Below are 21,837 nucleotides of genomic sequence, written 5' to 3' on the forward strand. Positions count from 1 at the left end.
AGATTCTAATCAGAGTTTCCCGATGGGCAAATCTGGAGGCTGCCAAGTCGCGCCTCGATCCAGCCCCGATCGAACGATTTCTCGCGAGTACAGCCTGCGAAAAATTCTGCATCGGCGCTGTTTTCAATCCACAGCACGCCAATCACAGCCCTTCCGGGGCTGAATCTCTGGCTCTAGGGTGCTGAGTCTGCCTCGTATTCGATGAGCGGCTGCGTCAGTTGAGTAATAGACTCGAACTGGAAGTTTGTTGCCCAGTGGGTTAAAGCGCTAGCCAAGCGGGAATAATCTGGCGGAATTTGCCGCACCAGTTGCAAAACGCGATCGTCAAATCCTTCTGTTGCAGCCTGATGCAATTCGGCGATCCATTCCACAGGCATGAACGATAGATCGTTGTCTAAATTTTTGTCTAAATTTTCCGCAGATTCATTCGCTTCCGGTTGCCGCGTTTCAGCCATTTCATAGACATATTGAACGCCCAAATGTTCAGCAATCTTGGTCAGCAGCAGGCTCTCTTGTACGGGCTTGCGAATAAAATCGTCGCAACCGGCCGCCAGCGCTGTGACCTTGGTTTCTTCAAACGCATCCGCCGTCAGCGCAATAATTTTAGCGGTCTTAATTGGGGGATAATCTGTGTTGCTTCGCGTTTGAATTTGAGATCTGAGTGTCTGTTCATCCTGGCGGATTTGTCGAACCGCGTCGAACCCATTCATTCCTGGCATTCGCAAATCCATCAGGATTAGATCGGGTTGCCAGGTAGACCAGCAGGCGATCGCCTCATAGCCATTGGTTGCTTCCTTTAGCTCAAACCCAATGGACGCAAGCATCTCCACCAAAAACTGCCGATTCTGCCATTGGTCTTCGACAATCAGAATCCGGCAGGGGCCCTGATCTTGCGCCAGCGTCAGCACGCGGCGAGTTTCGACAGGCAGCAACACAGCCGCAGCGTCTTTCACCTGCACCTGAATTTCAAAGGCGAAAGTGCTGCCCTGCCCCAAGACGCTTTGAACGCGGATATCGCCACCCATCAAGTTTACAAAGTGACGGCTAATCGTCAGCCCCAACCCTGTGCCCTCACTGGCTTGTTGACTATGCTTCGCCTGGACAAAGGCATTAAACAAGTCTTCAATTTCCTCCGCCGCAATGCCACAGCCCGTGTCGATGACTTCAAACTGGAGTCGCTGGGTTTGGGGGGTGTTCGGCTGCGAAGAGTCATTGGGCAAGTGGTCAGGTGCTTCGGCAACCAAAGCCCGCAAAGTCACGCTACCCGCCTTGGTAAACTTGATGGCATTGCTGAGTAAGTTGAGTAAGATTTGTCGCAGCTTGCCTTCATCCGTCACGATATACTGCGGCAGGTTTGGGGCGCGATCTAGCACCAGTGAAATACTTTTCTCGGATGCCTTGAAGCGCAACAGTTGCATCAGTCCATCCAGCAGTTGATACAAGTCAAAGCTACTAGTGTTGAGCTTAATTCGACCGGCTTCGATCTTCGAGACTTCTAAAATGTCGTTGATCAAACTCAGCAAATGTTCGCCGCTGTGGTTAATAATTTCTAACTGCTCTCGCTGGCTGTCGTTGAGCAGGGGATCGTAGGCTAGAAGCTGGCTAAATCCAAGGATGGCGTTGAGCGGGGTGCGGAGTTCGTGGCTCATGTTGGCCAGGAATGTACTCTTGGCAGAATTGGCAGCCTCAGCGGTTTCTTTGGCCTGCTTTAGCTCTAGCTCGGTGCGTTTGCGATCGCTCACATCCCGACAAATACAAAGCTGCACCGTTTGCCCATCCCAATTGACCGGATTGGCGCTAATTTCAACTTCGTAGATCGAGCCATCTTTGCGGCGATGGCGCGTTTCAAACCGATGGCTCCGGTCTTTAAACTCGGCCTTGATTTGCACCAGTTCCTCTGCGGTCCACTTCGCTTCCCAATCGGCGACCGTCAGGGACTGGACTTCCTCTAGCGAATAGCCCAGCATCCGGGCAAAGCTGGGATTGGCTTCTATCACTCGCCCCTGGGACATCACCACGATGCCATCTACGGATGCCTCAAACAGGGCTTTGCTGCGGGCTAATTCTCTGGCGAGGGCGGCTTCTGCCTGTTTGCGATCGCTGATATCTCTCATAAAACAGTGATGTCCGGTGAACTGCCCTTCCTGGTTGTAGGCAGCCACCATAATGGCCTGCTTATAGAAGATAGAGCCATCCTTGCGGAGTCCCCGCAGTTCTAGCTCGGCCTTGCCATGTTGCAGCATAGACTCATAGCCTGCGATCGCCGTCGCCAGTTCTTCGGGGTGAACGGTTTGCCGCCAATTCATCCCGATCATGTCTGCTGGCTCATAGCCCATGATCCGAGCGTAGGCTCGGTTGACAGACAGATATTGTCCCTGTGGGTCGAGCCGCGCAATGCCCTCGATAGCGTTGCTCATGGCGGCGCTCATTTCCTGAAGCGCCAATTCTGCCTGCCGCCGCTCGGTGATGTCTTCGTGGACGGCGACATAGACCATGCCATAGTCGGGATGGTCGAACCGAACGGTGGTAGCTCGGCACCAAAAGGGTGTGCCGTCTTTTTTGCGGTTGCAGATGGTGTAGGTATATTCGCCGTAGGTATCAAGGTGATAGGTGATGTTGCGATGGACTTCCTGGGCATCCAGTGTGTCGTCTTCGTAGTTCACGACGGAGGCGTGTTTGCCGTTGAGTCCGCCACTTTCGTAGCCAAACATGGCCTCGAATTTGGGGTTGGCGTAGACGATGATGCCGTCGCTCGCCCGCACCAAGCACACGCCTTCGGCCATGTTCTGCACGATCAGGCTGTGCATTTCCAGAGATTTCTCAGTTTTGATGCGGTCGGTGATCTCCCAGCAGAGTCCTTGAATTTCTACGATTTGCCCGTCAGCGTCAAACACCGGGCTTTTCATGCTTTGGAAGTATTGGCGATCGCCCGTGGCTTCCGACATTTCAACACGGCTGACAGGTTCTCCGGTTTGCAGGATTTGCTCATCTGCCGCAAGGCAATGCGTGGCCAAATCATGCGGCACAATGTCGGGGGTGGTCTTGCCTAGGCACTCTTCTAGGGTCATGCCTAAGAAATTAAGATAGGCGGGGTTGGCGAACGTAATGCGATCGTGCCGATCTTTGCGATAGAGATACAGCGGCAGCACATCAGTCAGAGATTTGTATAGCTTCTGGCTGGCGACCAATTCTTCTTCGGCCTGTTTGCGCCCAGTAATATCGACAGTAATCACGGTCGCAATCCAGCAGTCGGCGATCGCATCTCGGCGGGCCGTGAGCGTGGCCAGGTGCCAGCGCAGCGATCCGTCTTTGCAGTAGAACCGATATTCGTAGGTGCAGGTGCCCTCCTGAAAAATCACGTCGTAAAGCGGCAGGATGACGGGTTCTAGGTCATCAGGGTGGACTCGCGACATCCACAGATGCTTGTCGGCCATGAGTTCTTCGGGTTCATAGCCATAGACGGCTCGGCTCCCTGCGGAATAGTAGTCATACACCCAGTCGTGATCACCAAAGACGCGGAAGCTGCACACGGCGGCGATCGCATTGTTTAGCACGTCCTTCAGGCTGGCCTCTGACTCTTGCAACCGCTGGTAGAGGGCGGACTGCTGAATGGCGATCGCCAGTTGATCCACCAGCGCATGAATTAAGCTAAATTGCTCCTCAGTCCAAACAGTCCTTGGATTCTTGGTTACGGCGAGACAGCCCCAAACCCGGCCGTCTATTGCCATTGGGGCGATCAGCCAAGAGCCTGGAAAAAGCTCTGCAAGTTGGCGATTTACGTCGTCTTCAAGCAGGCTAGCATCATCAATTTTGACAATTTCCATACGCCGGAGCCGGGCCGCGATGAGATTGTCGGCATCCGGAACTTGCAGCCCTTTCACATCCGGCAAATCGGGGTGGGCGCAGTAGCTCGCTACAATCTGCCAATAGCCGCGCTCGGAGAAAAGCTGTATAACGTTGGTCTGATCTGCGCCCAGCAGTTGTGTAATTTCCTGGGTTGCAGTGTTGAAGATCGCATCCAGGTCTAGAGATTGACGAATTGCCTGAATCACTCGGTTAAGTGCCCGTTCCCGCTGTACCTTCCGCTTGAGGGCAAGTTTTGCCGCTTTGCGATCGCTGATGTCTATCATTACGCCCGTCATGCGGAGGGGCTGTCCGCGCTCGTCATAAATCCCCTGGCCCTTGGTCAGCACCCAGTGCTCGGTGCCGTCGGGATGCACCACGCGATACTCGACTTCTAGCAGCGTGTGCTGTTCGAGCGCCTGCTGAAATGCCTGCTCTACCCGCTCTAGATCTTCTGGATGGACGCGATCGCGCCAGGTATAGTAGTTGCTGGGATACTCTCCCGGCCGCAGCCCCATTAGGCGGAAGTGGCTCTCGCTCCAGACTGCCTCGCCCGTGGCCACGTCAAACGCCCAACTGCCCGTCTGGCTTAGCTCTAGCGCCTGCCGTCGGTGTTGCTCGCTGGCTTGCAGCGCGGCTTCGGCTTGCTTGCGGTCAGTAATATCCACACCAACTGTCATCAGATACTCGTAGCCGTCGATTTCATAGCGCTCCGCCGTCATCAAGACCGTGCGAATCTCGCCATCTTTGCGGCGCAGTTGAAACTCAATGTCCGTCGCGCCGCCCTTGGTTTGCACCTGTTGCAGCAGTTGTTCTCGCTGGGGCAGATTTACCCACAGGTCAAGTTCGGCGGCAGTGCGTCCGATGACTTCATCACGGGTATAGCCTGTGTATTGCTCGAAGGCGGGATTGACCTCGATATACTGCCCCGTCGGCAGGCAGGAGACGACGATCGCCGCTGGGCTACAGCGGAAAAAGGACGCATAGCGCTTCTCTGAGTCTCGCAGGGCGGCTTCGGCCAGGTCGCGGGCTAGTTCGGCCCGTTTGCGCTCGGTGAAATCTTCTGCAAAGCCCACGAAGCGAATGATGCTGCCTGCCTCATCCCGAACAGGGAAGACATCTGCCCGCACCCAGCGAATGCTTCCATCGGGGCGAACGATGCGATATTCCCGATGCGCGGCTTCACCCTGATGTTGGTTGGCAATGGAAGCGAGAACCGTGGGGCGATCGCCCGGATGCACTGCCTCTAGCCAAGACTGGGGATTGCGGTACAAGCTTTCGCAACTGCGGCCCCAGATTCGCTCGTAGGCCGGGCTAACGTAAAGGGATTCACCCGTTTTGGCATCGCACACCAGAAAAAGCTGGTTGACATGGTTGGCGATTTGCTGGAATCTCTCTTCGCTCTGGCGCAGCGATTCCTCAGCGGTCCGCCGCTCGGCTTCTAGCTGTTTGCGCTCGGTAATGTCTTCGATAATGCCTGCACAGCGAGTAAATGCGCCCGTTTCGTCTAGGACGGGAAAAAACTCGGCCTGCACCCAGCGGAGCGTGCCGTCGGGTCGGAAGATTCGGTATTCGTGATGGATGCGATCGCCCTGAAACTGGCGCTCTACGACTTCTTCTACCTCTAGACGATCCTCTGGATGCACCGACTCTATCCAAGAGTCACGGTCTTGATACAGGCTTTCGCAACTGCGGCCCCAGATTGCTTCATAGCCCGGACTGGCATACAAACACTGCCTCGACTGGGCATCGCGGATTAGGATAAATTGCTTGATGCTGTTGGCAATTTGGTGAAACCGTTCCTCACTCTGGCGCAGGGCTGTCGCAGTGTTTCGCAGTTCCGCTTCTAGCCGCTTTTGCTCGGTGATGTCTGTATCCACAAAAACAACTCGCCAGCAGTTTTCTGCGGCATCCCAGCGGGGCGACAGGTGGCTGGAAATCCACCGCAGATTGCCATCTTTGTGCAGAAATTGGTACTCTCTCCATTGCGATCGCCCAGCCAAAAGCGTGTCCACTTCCTGAGAAGGCATCGTTTCTCGATCTTCCGGCAGCACCCGCTCCAGCCATGCGCCGTCCATCAGTTCTGCATTTGTAAAGCCAAACACCCGCTCGCAGCCTGCGGAGCAATAGTCATACTGCCAGCGGCGATCGGGATACAGGCGAATCTGCCCGATCGATGCCGCCGCCTGATCGAGAATCTGGCTGGCAAGGTGCGGAGGCGCGGGCTGAGAAGATTCGACGGGTTCAGTGGGCTGGGCGATCGCCGTAATCCAGAGGCTCGGCTCGTCGCCAAACGACATAGCACGGGCCGACAGCAGCACCGGCCGGCGACTGCCAGCGCGGGTGCAAAAAACATCGGCGATCGCGCTCACTTTCCCCTCTGCCTGGATCTGCTGAACAAGCCGTGTGTAGCTGCCCTTCTCTGCCCAGATGCCCGTCTTAGCAATCTGCCGTCCCGCCATCTCGCTGGCGCTCCATCCCACCAGTTCACAAAACGCCTCGTTGATTTCCAGAATCCGCCCTTCGGGAAAAGACAGCAGCAGACTCGCCGCCGGAGTTGCCTGAAAAACCTCGCGGAATACTGACTTACAGCAAGCCTGCATTTCCGCTTGCTGATCCGAAGCGCGATTTTTGAAAAGATGCATAAACATGAACTGTGGAGCGTTTAGCAGCGAGGGCAACAGGAATTTATTAAGAAATGGTTTTTTGCTTCTAGTGTTCCAGAATACCCGACAAATCTACGCAAATCTTCATTTCGCTTTTAGCAAAATGAAATCCTTAAGAATTGAAAGATATTGACCTATTCGCCTGACGTAAAACGACTCAGGCTGATTTGTAATGGAAGGATTTGATGGGGCTGTATCTACGAAAAATCAATGGATGGAGCCGATTCCTATGCGTCCTGAATACAGGGCGATTATTACTTGTTTTATCGTTACGTATTTTGGTGATGCTGTGGCTCGGCAACATTGCGATTAGCCATACTTCATCTCATTAAACTTATCGAATGTTCATTGTCGAGAATTTTCTATGCCGAATGGCAGTCTTGCTTCAGTAGAGTTGCTGGCGCGAATATCGCTGCACTCTTCCGCAAAGGTTTTAAATCCAGCCATTGCGCGTGGCCTGATAAATCGCCTGATAGCGAGTCTGCACCTGAAGCTTGGACAGGACGTTGTTGAGGTGAAACTTGATCGTGCTTTCGCTGAGGATCAGCCGATCGGCAATGTCGCGATCGCGCAATCCCTGCACCAGCAGCCCCAAAATTTCGCGCTCTCGCTCCGATAGCCCCTTCAGTTCTTCGCCCAGCGTCGGCGGCCAGGGCCGGTCTTGCAGCACGGTTTCAACAGCCTGACGCAACTGCGTTGGGGTAATGTCTAGGTCAATCCGTCCCAAAACGGCGGCTGGCAGCGTGGGCAACGGCTGAGCCTGGGTTTGCAGCCACAGCACCCGACGGGCTTGGGCTGCGGCGGCTAGGTCGTCAGTGAGGAGCGGCAGATCTGCGCCATCTGCCAGACTTGTAGATGGAACGACGGAGAGTCCAGCCAGGACAGCCAGTTGCGTCAGGGCAAGCTGCACGATAGCACGGGTGCAAACGACGCGCACGGCGGGCCCTGCTGCTGCCCCTGCGTCGGGCAGTTGCAACACCACTTGCAGCACGTTCTGCGATAGGTTGGGCAAGAGTTGCAGCGTGCCCCGCAAACAGGCCGCCGCCAGCGGAAACTCGCCAAACGCTTCTTCACTCCAGTCTTGCAGGCGATGGGCTGCAAAGCTGGGCGGCGCAATCATCGCTTCTAGAATGACCTGGTGCGGCTCGTAGCTGAGGCGGCAGTAGGTGCAAGACAGCCCGTGCAGCACCTCCGCCAGCCGCAAAAACAGACAGGCGATCGCCGGAGACAGCACCCGCTCTGTCCCCACCAAGCTGAGGCGCGTCGGCGGCAGCCACTGGGCAATTTGTTCCGAAAGCAGCGGCGTGGGAGAGCCAGAACGCAGAGCGGCGATCGCCCTTTCTTCCTGCCGCTGCCGCTGCCCCGCATTGATCATCACGGCCAGCGTGGTGCAGAGGCTTTGCAGCACCTCCAAAAACTCTGGCGACAGTGGGCGATGGCTGAAGACCGCCAGCACGCCAATCACGCGATCGCCAATCGCCAGCGGGTAGCCCGCAAAGCCCGTAATCTGGTTGGCGATCGCCCAGTCGCGATCCTTGACCCAGGCTTCATTGGCGAGATTATTGCTCAAAAACGGAATGCGATTTTGGGCAATTTTACCCACCTTAAACGCCCCCAGGGGCACTCGCGCAAAGGAGCCATCCAGCCGGGTATATAATCCCGACGAAGCCACCAGCCGCAAAAACTGCCCGTCCGGTTCCATCAGCCAGATGCGGGCAAACGCACAATCAAACGCCTCCACCAGTCCGTCTGTGGCCCGGCGCACCATTTCTTCTGGCTCTCGACAGTCCCCAAACTGCTGCACCAGCGAACTGACCTGCTGCAAGCCCATCAGCAGGCGCGTTGCATCGACAAAATTGGCAGACGATTCGGACACCGACGTTTCGCAATCGCTCCAAAAAAGGGGGGTACGACCTGAACAGGCTGCTCACCTTCTTCCTATATCAATTATCTATATCATTAGCAATTCTCTATACCATTGAGCCTGCGATCGCCCCGGATGCTCTGTATCACTGGCTACCGTATCCTACTCCTCACCCAAAGGCTGTCGCGCCCCCGATCGAGCCGCCCTTGAACAAAAAAAGAAGGTGGCGATCGCCCTTACTGACTCACCGGAATCTGAATCACCGGAATCTGAATCATAAACTCAGTGCCCTGGCCCACTTCTGAGCAGCAACGTAGCGTACCCTGATGCCGCTCTGTGATGATTTGGTAGCTAATCGAGAGGCCCATGCCCGTCCCCTTGCCGACGGGTTTGGTGGTAAAGAACGGATCGAATAGGCGCTGTTGGACGGCAGCAGACATGCCGATGCCGTTGTCGACAATGCGAATCGCAATCGAACTGGGGCTAACCTGCTCAGTCTGGATCGTGATCATCGGCCCACTGGGAGAGTCTATGGGGCGATCGCCCAAGCTTGGCAGCATGTTTGGGTTCCAGCGGCCGAGCGCGTAGGATTCCTCTAGCGCATCGATGGCATTCGCCAGAATGTTCATAAACACCTGATTCAGTTGACCGGCGTAGCATTCCACCAAAGGTAAGATGCCATAGTGCTTATTGACCTGAATTTCTGGGCGATCGCCCTTGGCCTTCAGGCAATTTTGCAGAATCATCAGCGTGCTGTCGATGCCTTCGTGAATATCCACCGCCTTGCACTCTGCCTCGTCCATGCGGGAAAACGTCCGCAGCGAAGCCACAATCTTCTGAATCCGCTCGGCCCCCACCCGCATCGACGACAGCAGCTTGGGCAAATCTGCGAGTAAGAAATCTAAATCGACGTGCTGAATCTCTTGCTGAACCGCAGGCACCGGGTTGGGATAGTGTTGCTGATAGAGCCAAACCAAGTTCAGCAAATCCTGTATATAGGCGTTGGCATGGGCCAGGTTGCCGTAGATAAAATTCACGGGGTTATTAATCTCATGGGCCACGCCTGCCACCAGTTGCCCCAGGGAAGACATTTTTTCGCTCTGCACCAGTTGCGATTGGGTCCGCTGTAGCTCTTTCAGCGCTGCTTCTAGCTCCTGGGTTCGCTGTCTCAGTTGGGCTTCCGACTGGCGCAGCGCGGCTTCTGACTTCCGACGCTCCGTGATGTCATGCATCGCCACCACTGCGCCAATTTTTTGCCCTGCCGCGTCAAACAGCGGATCGCCGCTGGCTAGAATGTAGCGGGTTTCCTGACCCTGAGCGGCGATCGCCATGCCCGCCTGCCGCACAGACTCGCCCTGAAACGCCCGCAGCAGCGGAATCCGTTCGGTCGCCAGCGGCGTAATGCCATCTGCTTCGTACAGGTCATACAGCGTCGCCCACAGTTCCGGCGGCACCTCTCGCGGGTCGCAGCCATGCCACTCGCGGGCCGCTCGGTTAAACAACTTCAGCCGTCCCTCCGCATCGCAGGCCACCACGCCATCCGATACATTTTCCACGACTACCTGAGTAAATTCCTGCTCTCGCCGGAGTTGCAGCACCGTCGCCTGAAGTTCCAGTGTGCGTTCCCTGACGACTGATTCCAGCGCAGCTTTTGCCTTCCGCAACTGCACCTCAGACTGTTTGCGATCGCGGATATCCACACTCGTAGAGCGGCTCATCACGTAGTTGCCGTCTGCGTCATAGATTGCAGTGCTATTCAATAGCACAGGTAAGATAGAGCCATCGGCACACACCAGGTCAAACTCCACATCTTTCGCTTCGCCCCGCTGCTTAAACTCCTCAAACCCCGCCTTAAAATGGGCAATCCCCTCTGGCGTTAGCAACTGGGTGACATGCATCTTACCCACAACCTGCTCGCGGCGATAGCCCAGCCACGCCAGTTCTGTGTCGTTGATCTGGATAATCATGCCGTCTGGATCGATCGAGTGATAGCCGCAGGGCACTTGATTGTACAAATCGGCAATTTCATTGGCGTATTGCTGGAGGGACGCTTCGACCTGCCGATGGCGTACTTCCGCCTGCCTGAGTTGCTCAACCTCCTGGATGAGGGCACGATTGGCTTGCGTCAGGTGTTGCAGCTTCTGCTCTAGCTCTTGATTCCGCTGCTGCAAGGTTTCCCACTCCGAGGCTTGATAAATTTGTTCAGGCATATTTACCGGTAGATTCACGATCAACGCTAACCAGAACAGGACTTACGCACTTGCGATGAGTTTTTTGAGTTTTGGACGATTTCTCATGGGCTGCACCCGCGAGAAATCGTCCAACTACGTAAGTCCTACAGAAATTGAAATTGGCTTTTAAGTAGATAGACCAGATTAAAAAACAGATCCTGAACCCTGCGCCGCCCGCTGCGCGGGCGGCGCAGGGTCTTTGGGTTTTATATTTATTAATGTCCACCTACTTATGACTGGTTTAAAAATTCCCTATTCGAGGGAATTCTGAACACTGAGGACAGCCCCGGAGTTGCAATTTATACAATCTAAATTTCTCTATACGCTCTCTATATCTCTATAAGCGTCCTTTACTCAAGTGGCGTTGTCCTTGCGCAGTCAGAGATTCTCATTCGCTGCTGCTGGGTTGGCAGTGAATCCTTCCGTCGCGCTAAGAGAGGCGGCTAACCCAAGTTGCTTTGCTAAAATGACCGTAACGTGACTGTAAGATGCTTAAAATGAACGCAAGTTGCGAAGAACCGTAAATTGCAGAGATAGCCTAACCTCTCCAGCATGACGGCGGAACGACTCATCAAAATTCCTCCTTTAGAGAGCGGCGATCGCCTGACCCGTGATGAGTTCGAGCGGCGCTATCGGGCCATGCCCAACCTCAAAAAAGCTGAACTGATTGAAGGAGTGGTTTACGTGGCATCCCCGTTGCGTGCCGAAGCTCACGGCAAGCCGCACGGCGACATCATGGGCTGGCTGTGGACGTATAAAGCCGCTACTCCGGGCATTGAGCTTTACGATAATCCCACGGTGCGCCTAGATGCAGACAACGAACCTCAGCCTGATGCGATATTGCGGCTCAAGGAAGGGGGAGGCTCCTGGATTAATGAAGAGGACTATATCGAAGGTTCCCCCGAATTAGTTGTTGAAGTTGCCGCCAGTAGCGCATCCTACGACTTACACGACAAGCTTCGAGTCTATCGCCGCAATGGGATTCGAGAGTACATGGTCTGGCGCACCTACAGCCAGCAGATTGATTGGTTCTGCCTGGAGGCTGGAGAATATCGATCGCTCGCCGCGAATGCGTCGGGTATTCTGTGCAGTCAGGAGTTTCCGGGCCTGTGGTTAGCAAGCGAAGCCCTGCTCTCTGGCGATCTCAGCTTGGTGCTGCAGGTTCTTCAAGCTGGCATTAGCAGCCCAGAACACCAGGCGTTTTTGAGTGCGCTTCGTTAACACTCAGAACTGACGCAATTGAACTGACGTGACGCAATTGGCGGATGGTTTGCGGGCTGCGTTTGCAGGCGGGTTTAGCTGCTAGGCAGGTTGACGATCGCCATTGAGACGGCGCGATATTGGCGGGCGATCGCCTCTGGAGTCACGCCCAGCGTCGGCTGGCCGAAGGCGTAGGGGGCGTAGGACCGCGTTTCGTGCAGCAGTATCAGCAAATCGTTTGGGTCGAGGATATACGACAGGCTGCGAACGATGTCGCCGTGCAGCGGATAGACCGAATCCTTCAGTTCGCTTTTGAGGGAATCGAGTTGATTAGTGGCGATCGCCTCATCCGACATCGCCAGTCCCAGCACAAAGGTCGCCTTTAGCCCCGTCGCCAGCCCCTTCACCAGCGCCAGCGCGTCGGCAAACTGGGGCGAGGCAAAGTCTTCCGCCGTCACCACCAGCAGCACCCGCTTTACCGTGTTCATCGGCTGCATCAGCCGCGTCACCAAGACAGGAATGCCCGCCCGCCGCACCACGTTGTCGATCACGCTGCCAAACAGGTGGTCGCGGTAGGTGGAAAAGCCCTTCCAGCCGCAGACGATCAGGTTTGCCTCCCGCTCCTGCGCCGTCCGCAAGATGCCCCGATCGATAGAGTCGTCGATCCGTCCAATCGGTTCCACCTCTGCGGCGGCGGCGTTGGCCAGGGTTTCGGCCGCGCCCAATAGCATGGCTTGCTGGCTGCGATCTGCCGCTGTCAGCCAGTCTTGCGAATCGGGCAGGACGTGCAGTGGCAGCAGCGTCCCCTCCGTCGAGCAGACCAAAATCAGCGCCAGTTGCAGCAGGTTTGCTTCGGTATCGGGATTTGCCACAGGCACTAGCACTCGGAGCGGCACAGTTTTCAGTTCTTTTTGCGAATCGGCAACCAGCGTCGAGGCGGGTTCGGTCGCGGTGTCGGAGGCAAGGGGGATGCGATCGCCCCAGCGCGAGGTAATCCACGGCGACGCGATGCAGGTCACCAAAATCATCATGATCGTGCCATTCACGGTCGGCTGATCCACGAGTTCGATATTGTAGGCAACAGTGATCGCCGCCAGGGTGGAAGCCGCCTGCGCCACCGACAGCCCAAACATGACCATCATGCTGGGGGTGCTGAGGCGAAACCACTTGCTCGTCATCCAGGCGGGTAGATACTTTGCCACAATTGCCACGCCCACCATCACCGCCGCCACCGCAATCGACTTGGGTTCCTGAAGCAGAATCAGCGGGTTCACCAACATCCCCACCGAAATCAGAAAAAACGGCACAAACAGGCTGTTGCCGATGAACTGAATCCGATTCATCAGCGGGCTGAACTGGGGGATCAGGGGGGCGATCGCCACGCCCGCCAAAAACGCGCCAATAATCGGCTCAATCTCGATCAGCCGCGCCACGTAGGACACTAAAAACAGCGCCGCCACCACAAAGGTAAATTCGGCCCCTTCGTCGTGTCCAAACCGCTGAAAAAACCAGCGCCCGATGCGCGGCACTCCCCACAGGGTTGCGAAGGTATAGATTGCCAGCGACGGAATCAGAAACAGCCAAAAGCTCAGCGTCAAATCGCCCTGGTGCGCCTTCACCACCACCGCCAGCACCAGCAGCGCCAGCACGTTGGTAATCAGCGTGCCGCCCAGCGTAATGGTGACCGTCTGCGTCCGCATGATGCCTAGCTTGCTAGCAATGGGCAGAGACAGCAGCGTGTGCGACGCGAAGCACGATGCAACCAGGATCGCCGCCAAAAACGAGTAGCCCAACAGCAGCATAGCCACTGTGCCCATCAGCATGGGAATCAGAAACGTGGCCAGTCCGAAGGAAATTGCGCCCCTGGCATTGGTTTTCAAATCATCCAGGCTGGTTTCCAGCCCCGCCATAAACATGAGAAACAGCAGCCCCACCGTGCCCAGCAGGACAATCGTGCTGTCGCGCTCCAAAATGTTCAGCCCGTAGGGCCCCACAATCAGCCCAGCCAAAATCAGCCCCACAATCCCCGGCAGTCGAATCCGCTCAAACACCAGCGGCGACACCAGCATGATGGCGATGATCACCAAAAACACTGCCACTGGGTCGGTAATCGGCCGGAAAATGAACGCCACGAGGGCAGGTTGAAGAACCACAGGCAACCCTTGGATGTGCAAACGTGTCAGCATCATCCTAATCTGCCTGTTGGAATTCTTCACCCTGCTCTTAGGAGGAAATTCCTCTCGTGAGCCAGAGCGCCAGCACGATGCCCAGTTCTACGCACAGAAACCCCGCCAGCGGGCTGCCCAGCCAAAAGAGCAGCGCTGGGGCGATCGCCTTTCGTCGGAACAGGGAATACACATCCAGCGCATATGTGGAAAAGGTCGTATAGGAGCCGAAAAAACCAACCATAAACAGGTGATCCAGATTGGGCAGCGAAAAGCGAATGCGAAACAGCCCCGCTGCCATGCCCATCAGCAGCGACCCAGACAGGTTCACCAGCAGCGTCCCCACCGGAAAGTCCAGCCCAAACCGCCGGGAGCAAAACCGGGTGACGTAGTAGCGGCTCCATGCGCCCAGCACCGCACCCAGAGAAATGAGCAGCACAGTTAGCGGTAGCGAATCTGATCCAGCAGACATGATGAGGGAGGGGTAGTTTGGATCAATCCAGGGTGACAGGCGGGGCGATCGCCCTAGCAACCCACACCCCCAGCAGCAGGCTGCCAAACCCCAGCAAGGTACTCGCGCCCCAATACAGCCCATCGGCTGCCAGTTCTCGCTGATAAGCCAGCCGTGCCAAGTCTAGCTCGTAGCTGGAAAAGGTAGTGTAGGAGCCGAGAAACCCCGTCGTTAGCATGAGCTGGAGTTCGGGCGCATGACCCAGCACCCGCTGGCCAAACAGCGTCGCCAATAGCCCCATGCCAAAACAGCCCGTCAGGTTTATCAGCAGCGTGCCGATGGGCAAGTCAGAGCCGACCCAGTGGGAAATCCAACTGCTGAGGAAATGGCGGCTGAGGGCACCCAGGATAGCACCCAGGGCGATCGCCATTGGGGTTCGGAAAGCGGGATTTTGCAGCATGGGTTTGCAGAAGGAGAGAGGGGCGATCGCCCTAGCGCGAGTCACTCACGAGTCACTCACAAGCCACTCACAAGCCACTGAGTACCAGTCGCAGTACAAATCGCCTGGCAAAAGCAATCACGAAGCATCATAGATCTTTGCCACTCGTTTGTGCTGTTTGGACTCGCCGCTTACCCTCACGGATGCCTTGCGGCCGAGTTTATCGAGCGCCCTTCGAGGACATTGGCTCTGTAGCTGACTCCGCATCCGGCTCTCCCAGATTAAACAAAAAGGGCACACTCCCAGCATCCTTGCCCATCACCAGCACGCGAGGCATCTGAGCGCCTCCCTCGCGCCACGCCTCGATCGCCTCCTTTTGCAGCACCAGTTGCCCGCCTGCGCTTTTCAGCGTTTCTGCCAATAGCCGCTGGGCCTCTGCCTTGCCCTTGGCGCGGTTGATTTCTGCCTGGGCCTCTTGCTGTGCCTGTTGGGCAATGTAAACCGCCCGCTGGGCCTGCTGTTCGGCAATTTGCTTGTCTTCCACTGCATGGGCAAATTCATCGGAAAACTTCACATCCACCACGCTGGTATCCAGCAGCACAATGCCATATTTCTCTAGCCGCTGGCTGAGGGCGATGTCAAAATCCTGCCTCAACTCCTCTCGCTGGGTAATGGACTCTTCGGCCGTGCGGCGGGCAGCGGCGATTTTGAAGGCTTCCTGGGTTTGGGGCGCAATCACCTTGGACACAATGTTGGCCAGCGTGCCCTGCTTGCGGCGAATCTCTACAATTCGCATGGGGTCAAGCCGGAAGTTAATCGCAAAACTGGCGGAAAGGTACTGCAAATCCTTGGTGGAACTTTGGGCAGGCACCTCAAACTTTTGCACTGTGACATCGTAAATATCCACCTGGGACACGAACGGCGGCTTTAGGTGAATGCCCTCTAGCAGTGTGCCGTCCTGGGCCTTGCCGAGAATGCTTAGCACGCCGGCCTGACCGGGATTAATCACCACAAAGGAATTGAATGCCAAAAAGAGGGCGATCGCCCCCATAATCAGCAGTCCCCGAAACGCATTGCCTGTTATCGATTTCATGAGTCCCTATACGCTCCAAAACGCTCTTATACTCTGCTTTCAATATGCGCCAGACAGATTCCAGATTTTGCAGAGGTCAAAGGCGGCGAGCCAAGACAAGTGACGGAGTATTCTAATGTCACCCTACTTAAATCGTCTTGCATCCAGAGCAAAGGACAGCTAGCTAGTTTGGGTACTCTGGAAGAGATGCAGCAAACCGTCCGAGACGGCTGATCTTGCATCCCCCATCATTCCCTCGTCCAAAACTCCCATCACTCTCCATGCCCACCCCCGAAGAAGCCCTCAAATTCTACTTCGGTTATGATGCCTTTCGCCCCGGACAGCGGGAGATCGTCGAAGCGGCGATCGCCCAGCGGGATCAGCTTGTAATCATGCCCACAGGCGGCGGCAAGTCGATTTGCTACCAGCTTCCGGCGCTGCTGATGGACGGGGTGACGATCGTCGTGTCGCCGCTGATTGCGCTGATGCAGGATCAGGTTCAGGCATTGCAGGACAACGGCATTGGGGCGGCGTTTTTGAATAGCAGCCTGGGGCCGACGGAGCTGCGATCGACGGAACAGGCCGTGCTGGCGGGCCAGATCAAGCTGCTGTATGTCGCGCCAGAGCGACTGATGGGCGATCGCTTTTTGCCGTTTTTGGAACGCATCGATGCCGAAGTGGGCATTGCCGCCTTTGCCATCGACGAAGCCCACTGCCTGTCGGAATGGGGGCATGACTTTCGTCCTGAATATCGCCAGCTCAAAACCCTGCGCCAGCGCTATCCCGCCGTGCCCATGACAGCGCTGACGGCCACCGCCACCCACCGCGTCCAGGAAGATATCGTTGCTCAGCTTGCCCTGCGCGACCCGCGCATCCACATCGCCAGCTTCAACCGCACGAACCTGTATTACGAAGTGCGTCCCAAGCAGCGCGATGTGTATCGCCACCTGCTGCAACTAATTCGCCAAGCCCCCGGCGCTGGCATTGTCTATTGCCTCAGCCGCAAAAAAGTAGACGAACTCGCCTTCCGACTCCAGCAAGACGGCATTGAGGCGCTGCCCTATCATGCGGGACTGGAGGACGAAACCCGCGCTGCGAATCAAACGCGCTTTATTCGCGACGACGTGCGCGTGATGGTGGCGACGGTCGCCTTTGGCATGGGCATCAACAAGCCCGACGTGCGGTTTGTGATTCACTATGACCTGCCGCGCAGCCTGGAAAACTACTATCAGGAGGCAGGGCGGGCCGGGCGCGATGGCGATCCGGCAAAATGCACGCTGTTCTTCGGCTATGGCGATTTGAACACGGTCGAGTTTCTGATTGCCCAGAAGGTCGATCCAACGACCGGAGCGCCGCTAGAAGACGAGCAGCGCATCGCCCGCCAGCAGTTGCGCCGCGTGGTGGACTATGCCGAAGGGACAGAGTGCCGCCGCAAGATTCAGTTGGCCTACTTTGGCGAAAGCTTTGCAGGGCAGTGCGGCAACTGCGACAACTGCCTGCATCCGCGCCCCGTGGAAGACTGGACCATCGACGCGCAAAAGTTGCTGTCCTGTATTGCCCGCTGCAAAGAGCGTTTTGGCATGAACCACATCATCGACGTGCTGCGCGGCTCTCGCAGCCCAAAAGTGCTACAACATGGGCACGATCAGCTTTCCACCTACGGCATTGGCAAAGACCGCAGCGCCGAAGCCTGGAAACATCTGGGGCGATCGCTCTTGCACCAAGGCTTGATGGACGAAACCACCGATGGCTATTCCATCCCCAAGCTGAATGCCCAAAGTTGGGAGGTGATGCGGGGTCAGCGGACGGTGATGATTGCCCTGCCTGCGCGATCGCTCGATGAACCTGCCCCCGTGGGCGATCGCTTCTTGAAACAAACCGGGCCCAAAGCCGACAGCCTGTTTGAGCGCCTGCGCCAGTTGCGAAAGCGCCTCGCCGACGCGCAAAACGTTCCGCCCTACGTGGTCTTTTCTGATGTCAGCCTGCGGCAAATGGCGGAGAAACAGCCGCACACGCTGCGTGAGTTTGCGCGGATCTCTGGCGTGGGCAGCCGCAAGCTAGAGCAATACGGTGAAACGTTCGTTACCGAAATCCGCGACTTTTGCACAGAGAATGACATTCCCCTGCGATCGCCCAGTCTGGGAACCATCCCCAGCAATTCCGATGATGATTCATTTGATCCTACACTCGCCTATGCCAAACCACCGCGCGATCGTAGTGAATCTCGTTCGGCGCTGCGTCTTAAATCTGTGTCTCGCACTGTGTTCTATACGCTAGAACTGCATCAGCAGGGCTTGTCACCCGCAGAGATTGCCGAAAAGCGCGGCTGCGGCATCCATACGATTTACAACCACCTGGATAAGTTATTAGAAGCGGGGCAGGCGGTGGATCTGGGAAAGCTGGTAGAGGGCGATCGCCAGGCAAAAATTGAACGGGCGATCGAAGCGGTAGGCACTGCGTCGCTCAAGGCGATCTACGAACACATCCAAAACACGCTGGGCGAAACGATTGACTACGACTCTATTCGCCTCGTCCGTGCCAAATGGCGACATACCAATCGCCCAGATAGCTAGAAAACAGCGAACATTTAGCCTCTATTTAACTTTCAGAAAACTCAATATTTTCGTAGAGATCTGCAATTTGAATTTGCAAGTCCAATGTGCGAAGTGAAAGGTTAAATTCTGGATCTTTATATTCAGAAAAAAGCCACTGATTTTCTGCAACTTTTACATGACTTTAGTTTGGACTAACTGGCATCACAATAATGCTCAACAGGATGCCATAAAGAATCTGCTCAACCGTTCATAACAGTTGAACTTAAGGAATTGGATACAATCCTGCTCGCAGTTAAGCTGCTGTTGCAACCGGACTGTTCAGGGATTGTTCGGATGTCTTGCGTTTCGAGGCTCGTTTTTTGACCATCGGATAGCAGGGACGAGGAGTTGGCTTGTGCCCCTTGCCTCGTCCTGGCGATTTACCACGAGGTTTAGGCGCAGGAGCAGGGGTGCCAATCGCTGCCAAAATGCCTGCAAACGCTTGTGCGACCCGACCCGGAGTCAACGTTTCTTGCGGTGCCTGCCAGGGCAAGGGGTGGTCAGTACAGTCCTTTCGCGCTAACCACAACTGCCAACTGAGCAACGGCATCAGGCTGCTCCACTGTTCGGTTGCCGATACAGAACTGAACTGGGGATGTGTCCAATATAGCCTCTGCTTGGCAAAGCGATACCAGTGTTCAATGGCAAAGCGACGGAGGTAGTGCAACCACAGGGTTTCTAACGGAGGCATCTGCTCACCCAGCCAAACTAACCACAAAGGAGCCAAGCGTCGCGTGCTGCTCTGTGTCTCCAGCACCTCCACGCGCAACACTTCCATTGCCCGTTTGGGGGATTTGCGGAAATGGTATGCACTCCAACGACTGACCCGCACTCGTCCCCAGTTGGGATCATCGACTTCAACGGTTTCGACCGGGACACTCCAAGTGTCAGGGTCATTGAGTTTCATCTTATGTCCATGCTTGGCAGGTGCGCCTCGCCCTCGATACGCTGGGGGCGCGCCATAGACACATCGATTGGATGTAACCCGCAGCAGCAAGTCTGCCTCAATCCCTGCCGTTTGGTTGACAAAACTGGCATTGCCGTACCCTCGGTCGTAGATCGCCAACGGACGCACCGCTAACTGCCGAGTCACTTGTTTGAGTTGGAATGCCGCTTTACTGGCGGGTGTTTCAAAGCTGGTGATGCGCTCATGCCGCAATGGTAATGCCCAACTGCCCCTGTCTTCAGCAATCCAGGCTAAGGTACTGTAGTTTTGTCCGGCTATCGGGGCATGTCCTGTTCTGCCTGATAAGGTGCGGTCTTTCAAACGCCTGGCAGCAGGACGGTTCCACCGACTCGCATCACCTGCCAACAACGGTTGCTGCTGAGTCGGTATCTGCTGCACCAACAGCTTCAGCACCTTTGATCGGGGTAGGCGGCTATCGCGCAACGCTTCATAGGTGCTCGACCACTGGCGACGAAAGACAGGACTCTGCGATAGCCTCACAAACGACACGATGCACGCACTCACTAACACGGCATCCATCAGATCAAACAGGGCATCTCTGGCGTTTCCCAAGCTGGCATACAACGTTTGGCGAAATTGCTGAAGTTCGTTGAAAATCATGGGGTCAATGTTGGTTGTACTTCATTGACCTTACGGCAGTCGGTGCTTCTCATTGACTGCCTTCCTCTTCACCATTAGTCCAAACTAAAGACATGATGCTCAACGTGGATTTCATCCTGATCAATGAGCAGGTATTCCTGAAAGCTAGAGATAGTACGATAAGCCGCAAACTTATCACTCCGGTCATAGCTGCGGGTTGATTTGGACAACACCTCAGCAATAAAACAGGGGTTCATCACCGTGTCTTTTCGCCCAGCTTGCAACTCTAGCGGCTTTGGCAACACCATCACATCAGGATACGTGTAGAGACTTGCACCAGGAATCCAGAGCTGCTGATCAGCATAGAAGATCCGATAGTCTTTTCCTTTGAGGGCAGATTTAAGCAGAATATATAAGTTTCCTGCGATGTCATTGTGGTTTGGGGTGCCGCCCATCATCGGAACAATTTCTCCATCGCGATATTCGTTGCGGGTTTCCGACGCAACTTCAAGCTCCAAATATTCTTCAGCGGTATAGCGTTTTGTCTCAGTTTGAGCCATCATGACAGGCTTACCTCCAAGATTTGAAATGGTTAGTTACCAGAAGCATCTGATAGACAATGCCAAATGGTACGAGACGGTGCGCCAGATGGGCTGAAAATTGGGTGTTGGCTGCCCTAAGTGTAGGTATTGGCTGCCCCAAGTGTAACAGTGAGAGCGTGATCAAATGGAGCAAAGGGCGATCGCCCAGGTGCGGGTGCTTGCAGAAAAGGGCGATCGCCTTAATGGATGGCGATCGCCCGACACTCGTTTCCCAGAAATCACGGCTCACCTGGCCGATCTGCTGGGTCAAGGGCAATTTCGCAGATCGGCAGCAGCAGGGAAGAGACAGGCGGGAGATCGAGAATCGATGCGACCTCCCGCTTCTCTGGATCTACGCCAAGTCAAACAGCAGCACTTCCGCATCGCTGATGGCTTGCACCTCCAGCAGCGTTTCGTCGCTGATGGCCGCGCCGTCGCCCGCTTCCAGCGACACCCCGTTGAGGCTGATCTTGCCCTGCGCCACCTGCACCCAGGCATAGCGGCCAGGACGCAATTCGAGCGATCGCCCTTCACCGGCCTTCAGCACCGTGGCATACAGTTCCACATCCTGATTAATTTGCACCGCGCCATCGGCCCCCGTGCGGCTGGCAATACGTCGCCACTGCCCCTGCTTGGCCTCAGTGGGAAACACCTTCTCTTCGTAATTGGGCGTTAATCCTGCTTCCTCTGGCAAAATCCAGATTTGCAGAAAATGCACGCCCTCCGTTTGCGACGGGTTGAATTCGCTGTGGGCAATGCCCGTACCCGCCGTAATTTTTTGCACTTCGCCCGCGCCAATCGTGGCGGCGTTGCCCATGCTGTCTTTGTGCGCCAGCGACCCCGACAACACGTAGGAAATAATTTCCATGTCGCGGTGCGGATGCGTGCCAAAGCCGCGACCCGGCGCAACCCGGTCTTCATTGATCACGCGCAGGGCGCGAAAGCCCATGTGGTCAGGGTCATAGTAGTTGGCAAAGGAAAACGTATGGTAGCTATCCAGCCAGCCGTGGTTGGCGTGACCGCGCTCTTGAGACGGACGGACAGTAATCATGGAGAGTCTCCTTGAGTGAAAACTAGTGAAAACTTGAGTACAAAATGTGGATAAGCAGTCGAGTAAGAAAGACGAAATGGCGGGGTATCGGCGCGATAGGTTGGTAGCGCGGCTCTGCTCCAAAGCCCCATCAC

At 55.8% G+C, this 21,837-nt stretch carries 11 protein-coding genes and 1 pseudogene; 2 read left to right on the top strand and 10 right to left on the bottom strand.

The features are described from left to right. Positions 1–173: 173 nt before the first annotated feature. The 3 genes from HPC62_RS15900 to HPC62_RS15910 form a co-directional block, all read right to left on the bottom strand. Positions 174–6,488 (bottom strand): PAS domain S-box protein, encoded by a 6,315-nt coding sequence (locus HPC62_RS15900; RefSeq protein ID WP_172357249.1) that lies wholly within the window; start codon positions 6,486–6,488, stop codon positions 174–176. Between the two features lie 454 nt (positions 6,489–6,942). Next, a complete protein-coding gene (locus HPC62_RS15905; RefSeq protein WP_225906679.1) occupies positions 6,943–8,385 on the bottom strand; it encodes a GAF domain-containing protein in 1,443 nt (480 codons plus the stop codon). A gap of 224 nt (positions 8,386–8,609) precedes the next feature. Continuing rightward, positions 8,610–10,583, bottom strand: coding sequence for a PAS domain S-box protein (locus tag HPC62_RS15910; protein ID WP_225906680.1), 1,974 nt, complete (start codon positions 10,581–10,583; stop codon positions 8,610–8,612). 573 nt (positions 10,584–11,156) lie between these two features. Here HPC62_RS15910 and HPC62_RS15915 point away from each other — a divergent pair. After that, the gene (locus HPC62_RS15915) at positions 11,157–11,825 is read left to right on the top strand and encodes a Uma2 family endonuclease (RefSeq protein WP_172357251.1); all 669 of its coding nucleotides are present in this window, start codon (positions 11,157–11,159) and stop codon (positions 11,823–11,825) included. Positions 11,826–11,899: 74 nt separating this feature from the next. On the opposite strand, the gene HPC62_RS15920 is transcribed toward HPC62_RS15915, so the two are convergent. The 4 genes from HPC62_RS15920 to HPC62_RS15935 form a co-directional block, all read right to left on the bottom strand. After that, positions 11,900–13,993 carry a cation:proton antiporter domain-containing protein gene (locus tag HPC62_RS15920; protein WP_172357253.1) on the bottom strand — a complete coding sequence of 698 codons (2,094 nt, stop codon included), beginning with the start codon at positions 13,991–13,993 and terminating at the stop codon, positions 11,900–11,902. A gap of 34 nt (positions 13,994–14,027) precedes the next feature. After that, on the bottom strand, positions 14,028–14,441 hold the full coding sequence (crcB, locus tag HPC62_RS15925; protein WP_172357255.1) for a fluoride efflux transporter CrcB: 414 nt from the start codon (positions 14,439–14,441) through the stop codon (positions 14,028–14,030). A 22-nt stretch (positions 14,442–14,463) separates the two neighbouring features. Then, positions 14,464–14,880: a fluoride efflux transporter CrcB gene (crcB, locus tag HPC62_RS15930; protein ID WP_172357257.1), complete on the bottom strand. Its 417-nt coding sequence runs from the start codon at positions 14,878–14,880 to the stop codon at positions 14,464–14,466. Positions 14,881–15,079: 199 nt separating this feature from the next. Further along, positions 15,080–15,910 (bottom strand): prohibitin family protein, encoded by an 831-nt coding sequence (locus HPC62_RS15935; RefSeq protein WP_228721764.1) that lies wholly within the window; start codon positions 15,908–15,910, stop codon positions 15,080–15,082. A gap of 302 nt (positions 15,911–16,212) precedes the next feature. Between HPC62_RS15935 and recQ the strand changes: the two genes are divergently transcribed. Beyond that, positions 16,213–18,504: a DNA helicase RecQ gene (gene recQ / locus HPC62_RS15940; RefSeq protein WP_172357261.1), complete on the top strand. Its 2,292-nt coding sequence runs from the start codon at positions 16,213–16,215 to the stop codon at positions 18,502–18,504. 274 nt (positions 18,505–18,778) lie between these two features. On the opposite strand, the gene HPC62_RS15945 is transcribed toward recQ, so the two are convergent. From HPC62_RS15945 to HPC62_RS15955, 3 genes and pseudogenes are all read right to left on the bottom strand, one after another. Continuing rightward, positions 18,779–20,092 (bottom strand): NF041680 family putative transposase, encoded by a 1,314-nt coding sequence (locus HPC62_RS15945; RefSeq protein ID WP_172353244.1) that lies wholly within the window; start codon positions 20,090–20,092, stop codon positions 18,779–18,781. 89 nt (positions 20,093–20,181) lie between these two features. After that, positions 20,182–20,634, bottom strand: a pseudogene (locus HPC62_RS15950) (Uma2 family endonuclease); the annotation flags it as partial. Positions 20,635–21,004: 370 nt separating this feature from the next. After that, on the bottom strand, positions 21,005–21,703 hold the full coding sequence (locus tag HPC62_RS15955; RefSeq protein WP_172357265.1) for a pirin family protein: 699 nt from the start codon (positions 21,701–21,703) through the stop codon (positions 21,005–21,007). Positions 21,704–21,837 lie beyond the last annotated feature (134 nt).

The organism is Thermoleptolyngbya sichuanensis A183 (assembly GCF_013177315.1).
GTDB classification, from domain to species: domain Bacteria; phylum Cyanobacteriota; class Cyanobacteriia; order Elainellales; family Elainellaceae; genus Thermoleptolyngbya; species Thermoleptolyngbya sichuanensis.

Excerpts from the sequence above, each read along its gene's own strand:
- HPC62_RS15900 (WP_172357249.1), bottom strand. The coding sequence starts at position 6,488 with ATGCATCTTTTCAAAAATCGCGCTTCGGATCAGCAAGCGGAAATGCAG.
- HPC62_RS15910 (WP_225906680.1), bottom strand. The coding sequence starts at position 10,583 with ATGCCTGAACAAATTTATCAAGCCTCGGAGTGGGAAACCTTGCAGCAG.
- HPC62_RS15915 (WP_172357251.1), top strand. The coding sequence starts at position 11,157 with ATGACGGCGGAACGACTCATCAAAATTCCTCCTTTAGAGAGCGGCGAT.
- HPC62_RS15920 (WP_172357253.1), bottom strand. The coding sequence starts at position 13,993 with ATGATGCTGACACGTTTGCACATCCAAGGGTTGCCTGTGGTTCTTCAA.
- crcB (WP_172357255.1), bottom strand. The coding sequence starts at position 14,441 with ATGTCTGCTGGATCAGATTCGCTACCGCTAACTGTGCTGCTCATTTCT.
- crcB (WP_172357257.1), bottom strand. The coding sequence starts at position 14,880 with ATGCTGCAAAATCCCGCTTTCCGAACCCCAATGGCGATCGCCCTGGGT.
- HPC62_RS15935 (WP_228721764.1), bottom strand. The coding sequence starts at position 15,910 with ATGGGGGCGATCGCCCTCTTTTTGGCATTCAATTCCTTTGTGGTGATT.
- recQ (WP_172357261.1), top strand. The coding sequence starts at position 16,213 with ATGCCCACCCCCGAAGAAGCCCTCAAATTCTACTTCGGTTATGATGCC.
- HPC62_RS15945 (WP_172353244.1), bottom strand. The coding sequence starts at position 20,092 with ATGATTTTCAACGAACTTCAGCAATTTCGCCAAACGTTGTATGCCAGC.
- HPC62_RS15955 (WP_172357265.1), bottom strand. The coding sequence starts at position 21,703 with ATGATTACTGTCCGTCCGTCTCAAGAGCGCGGTCACGCCAACCACGGC.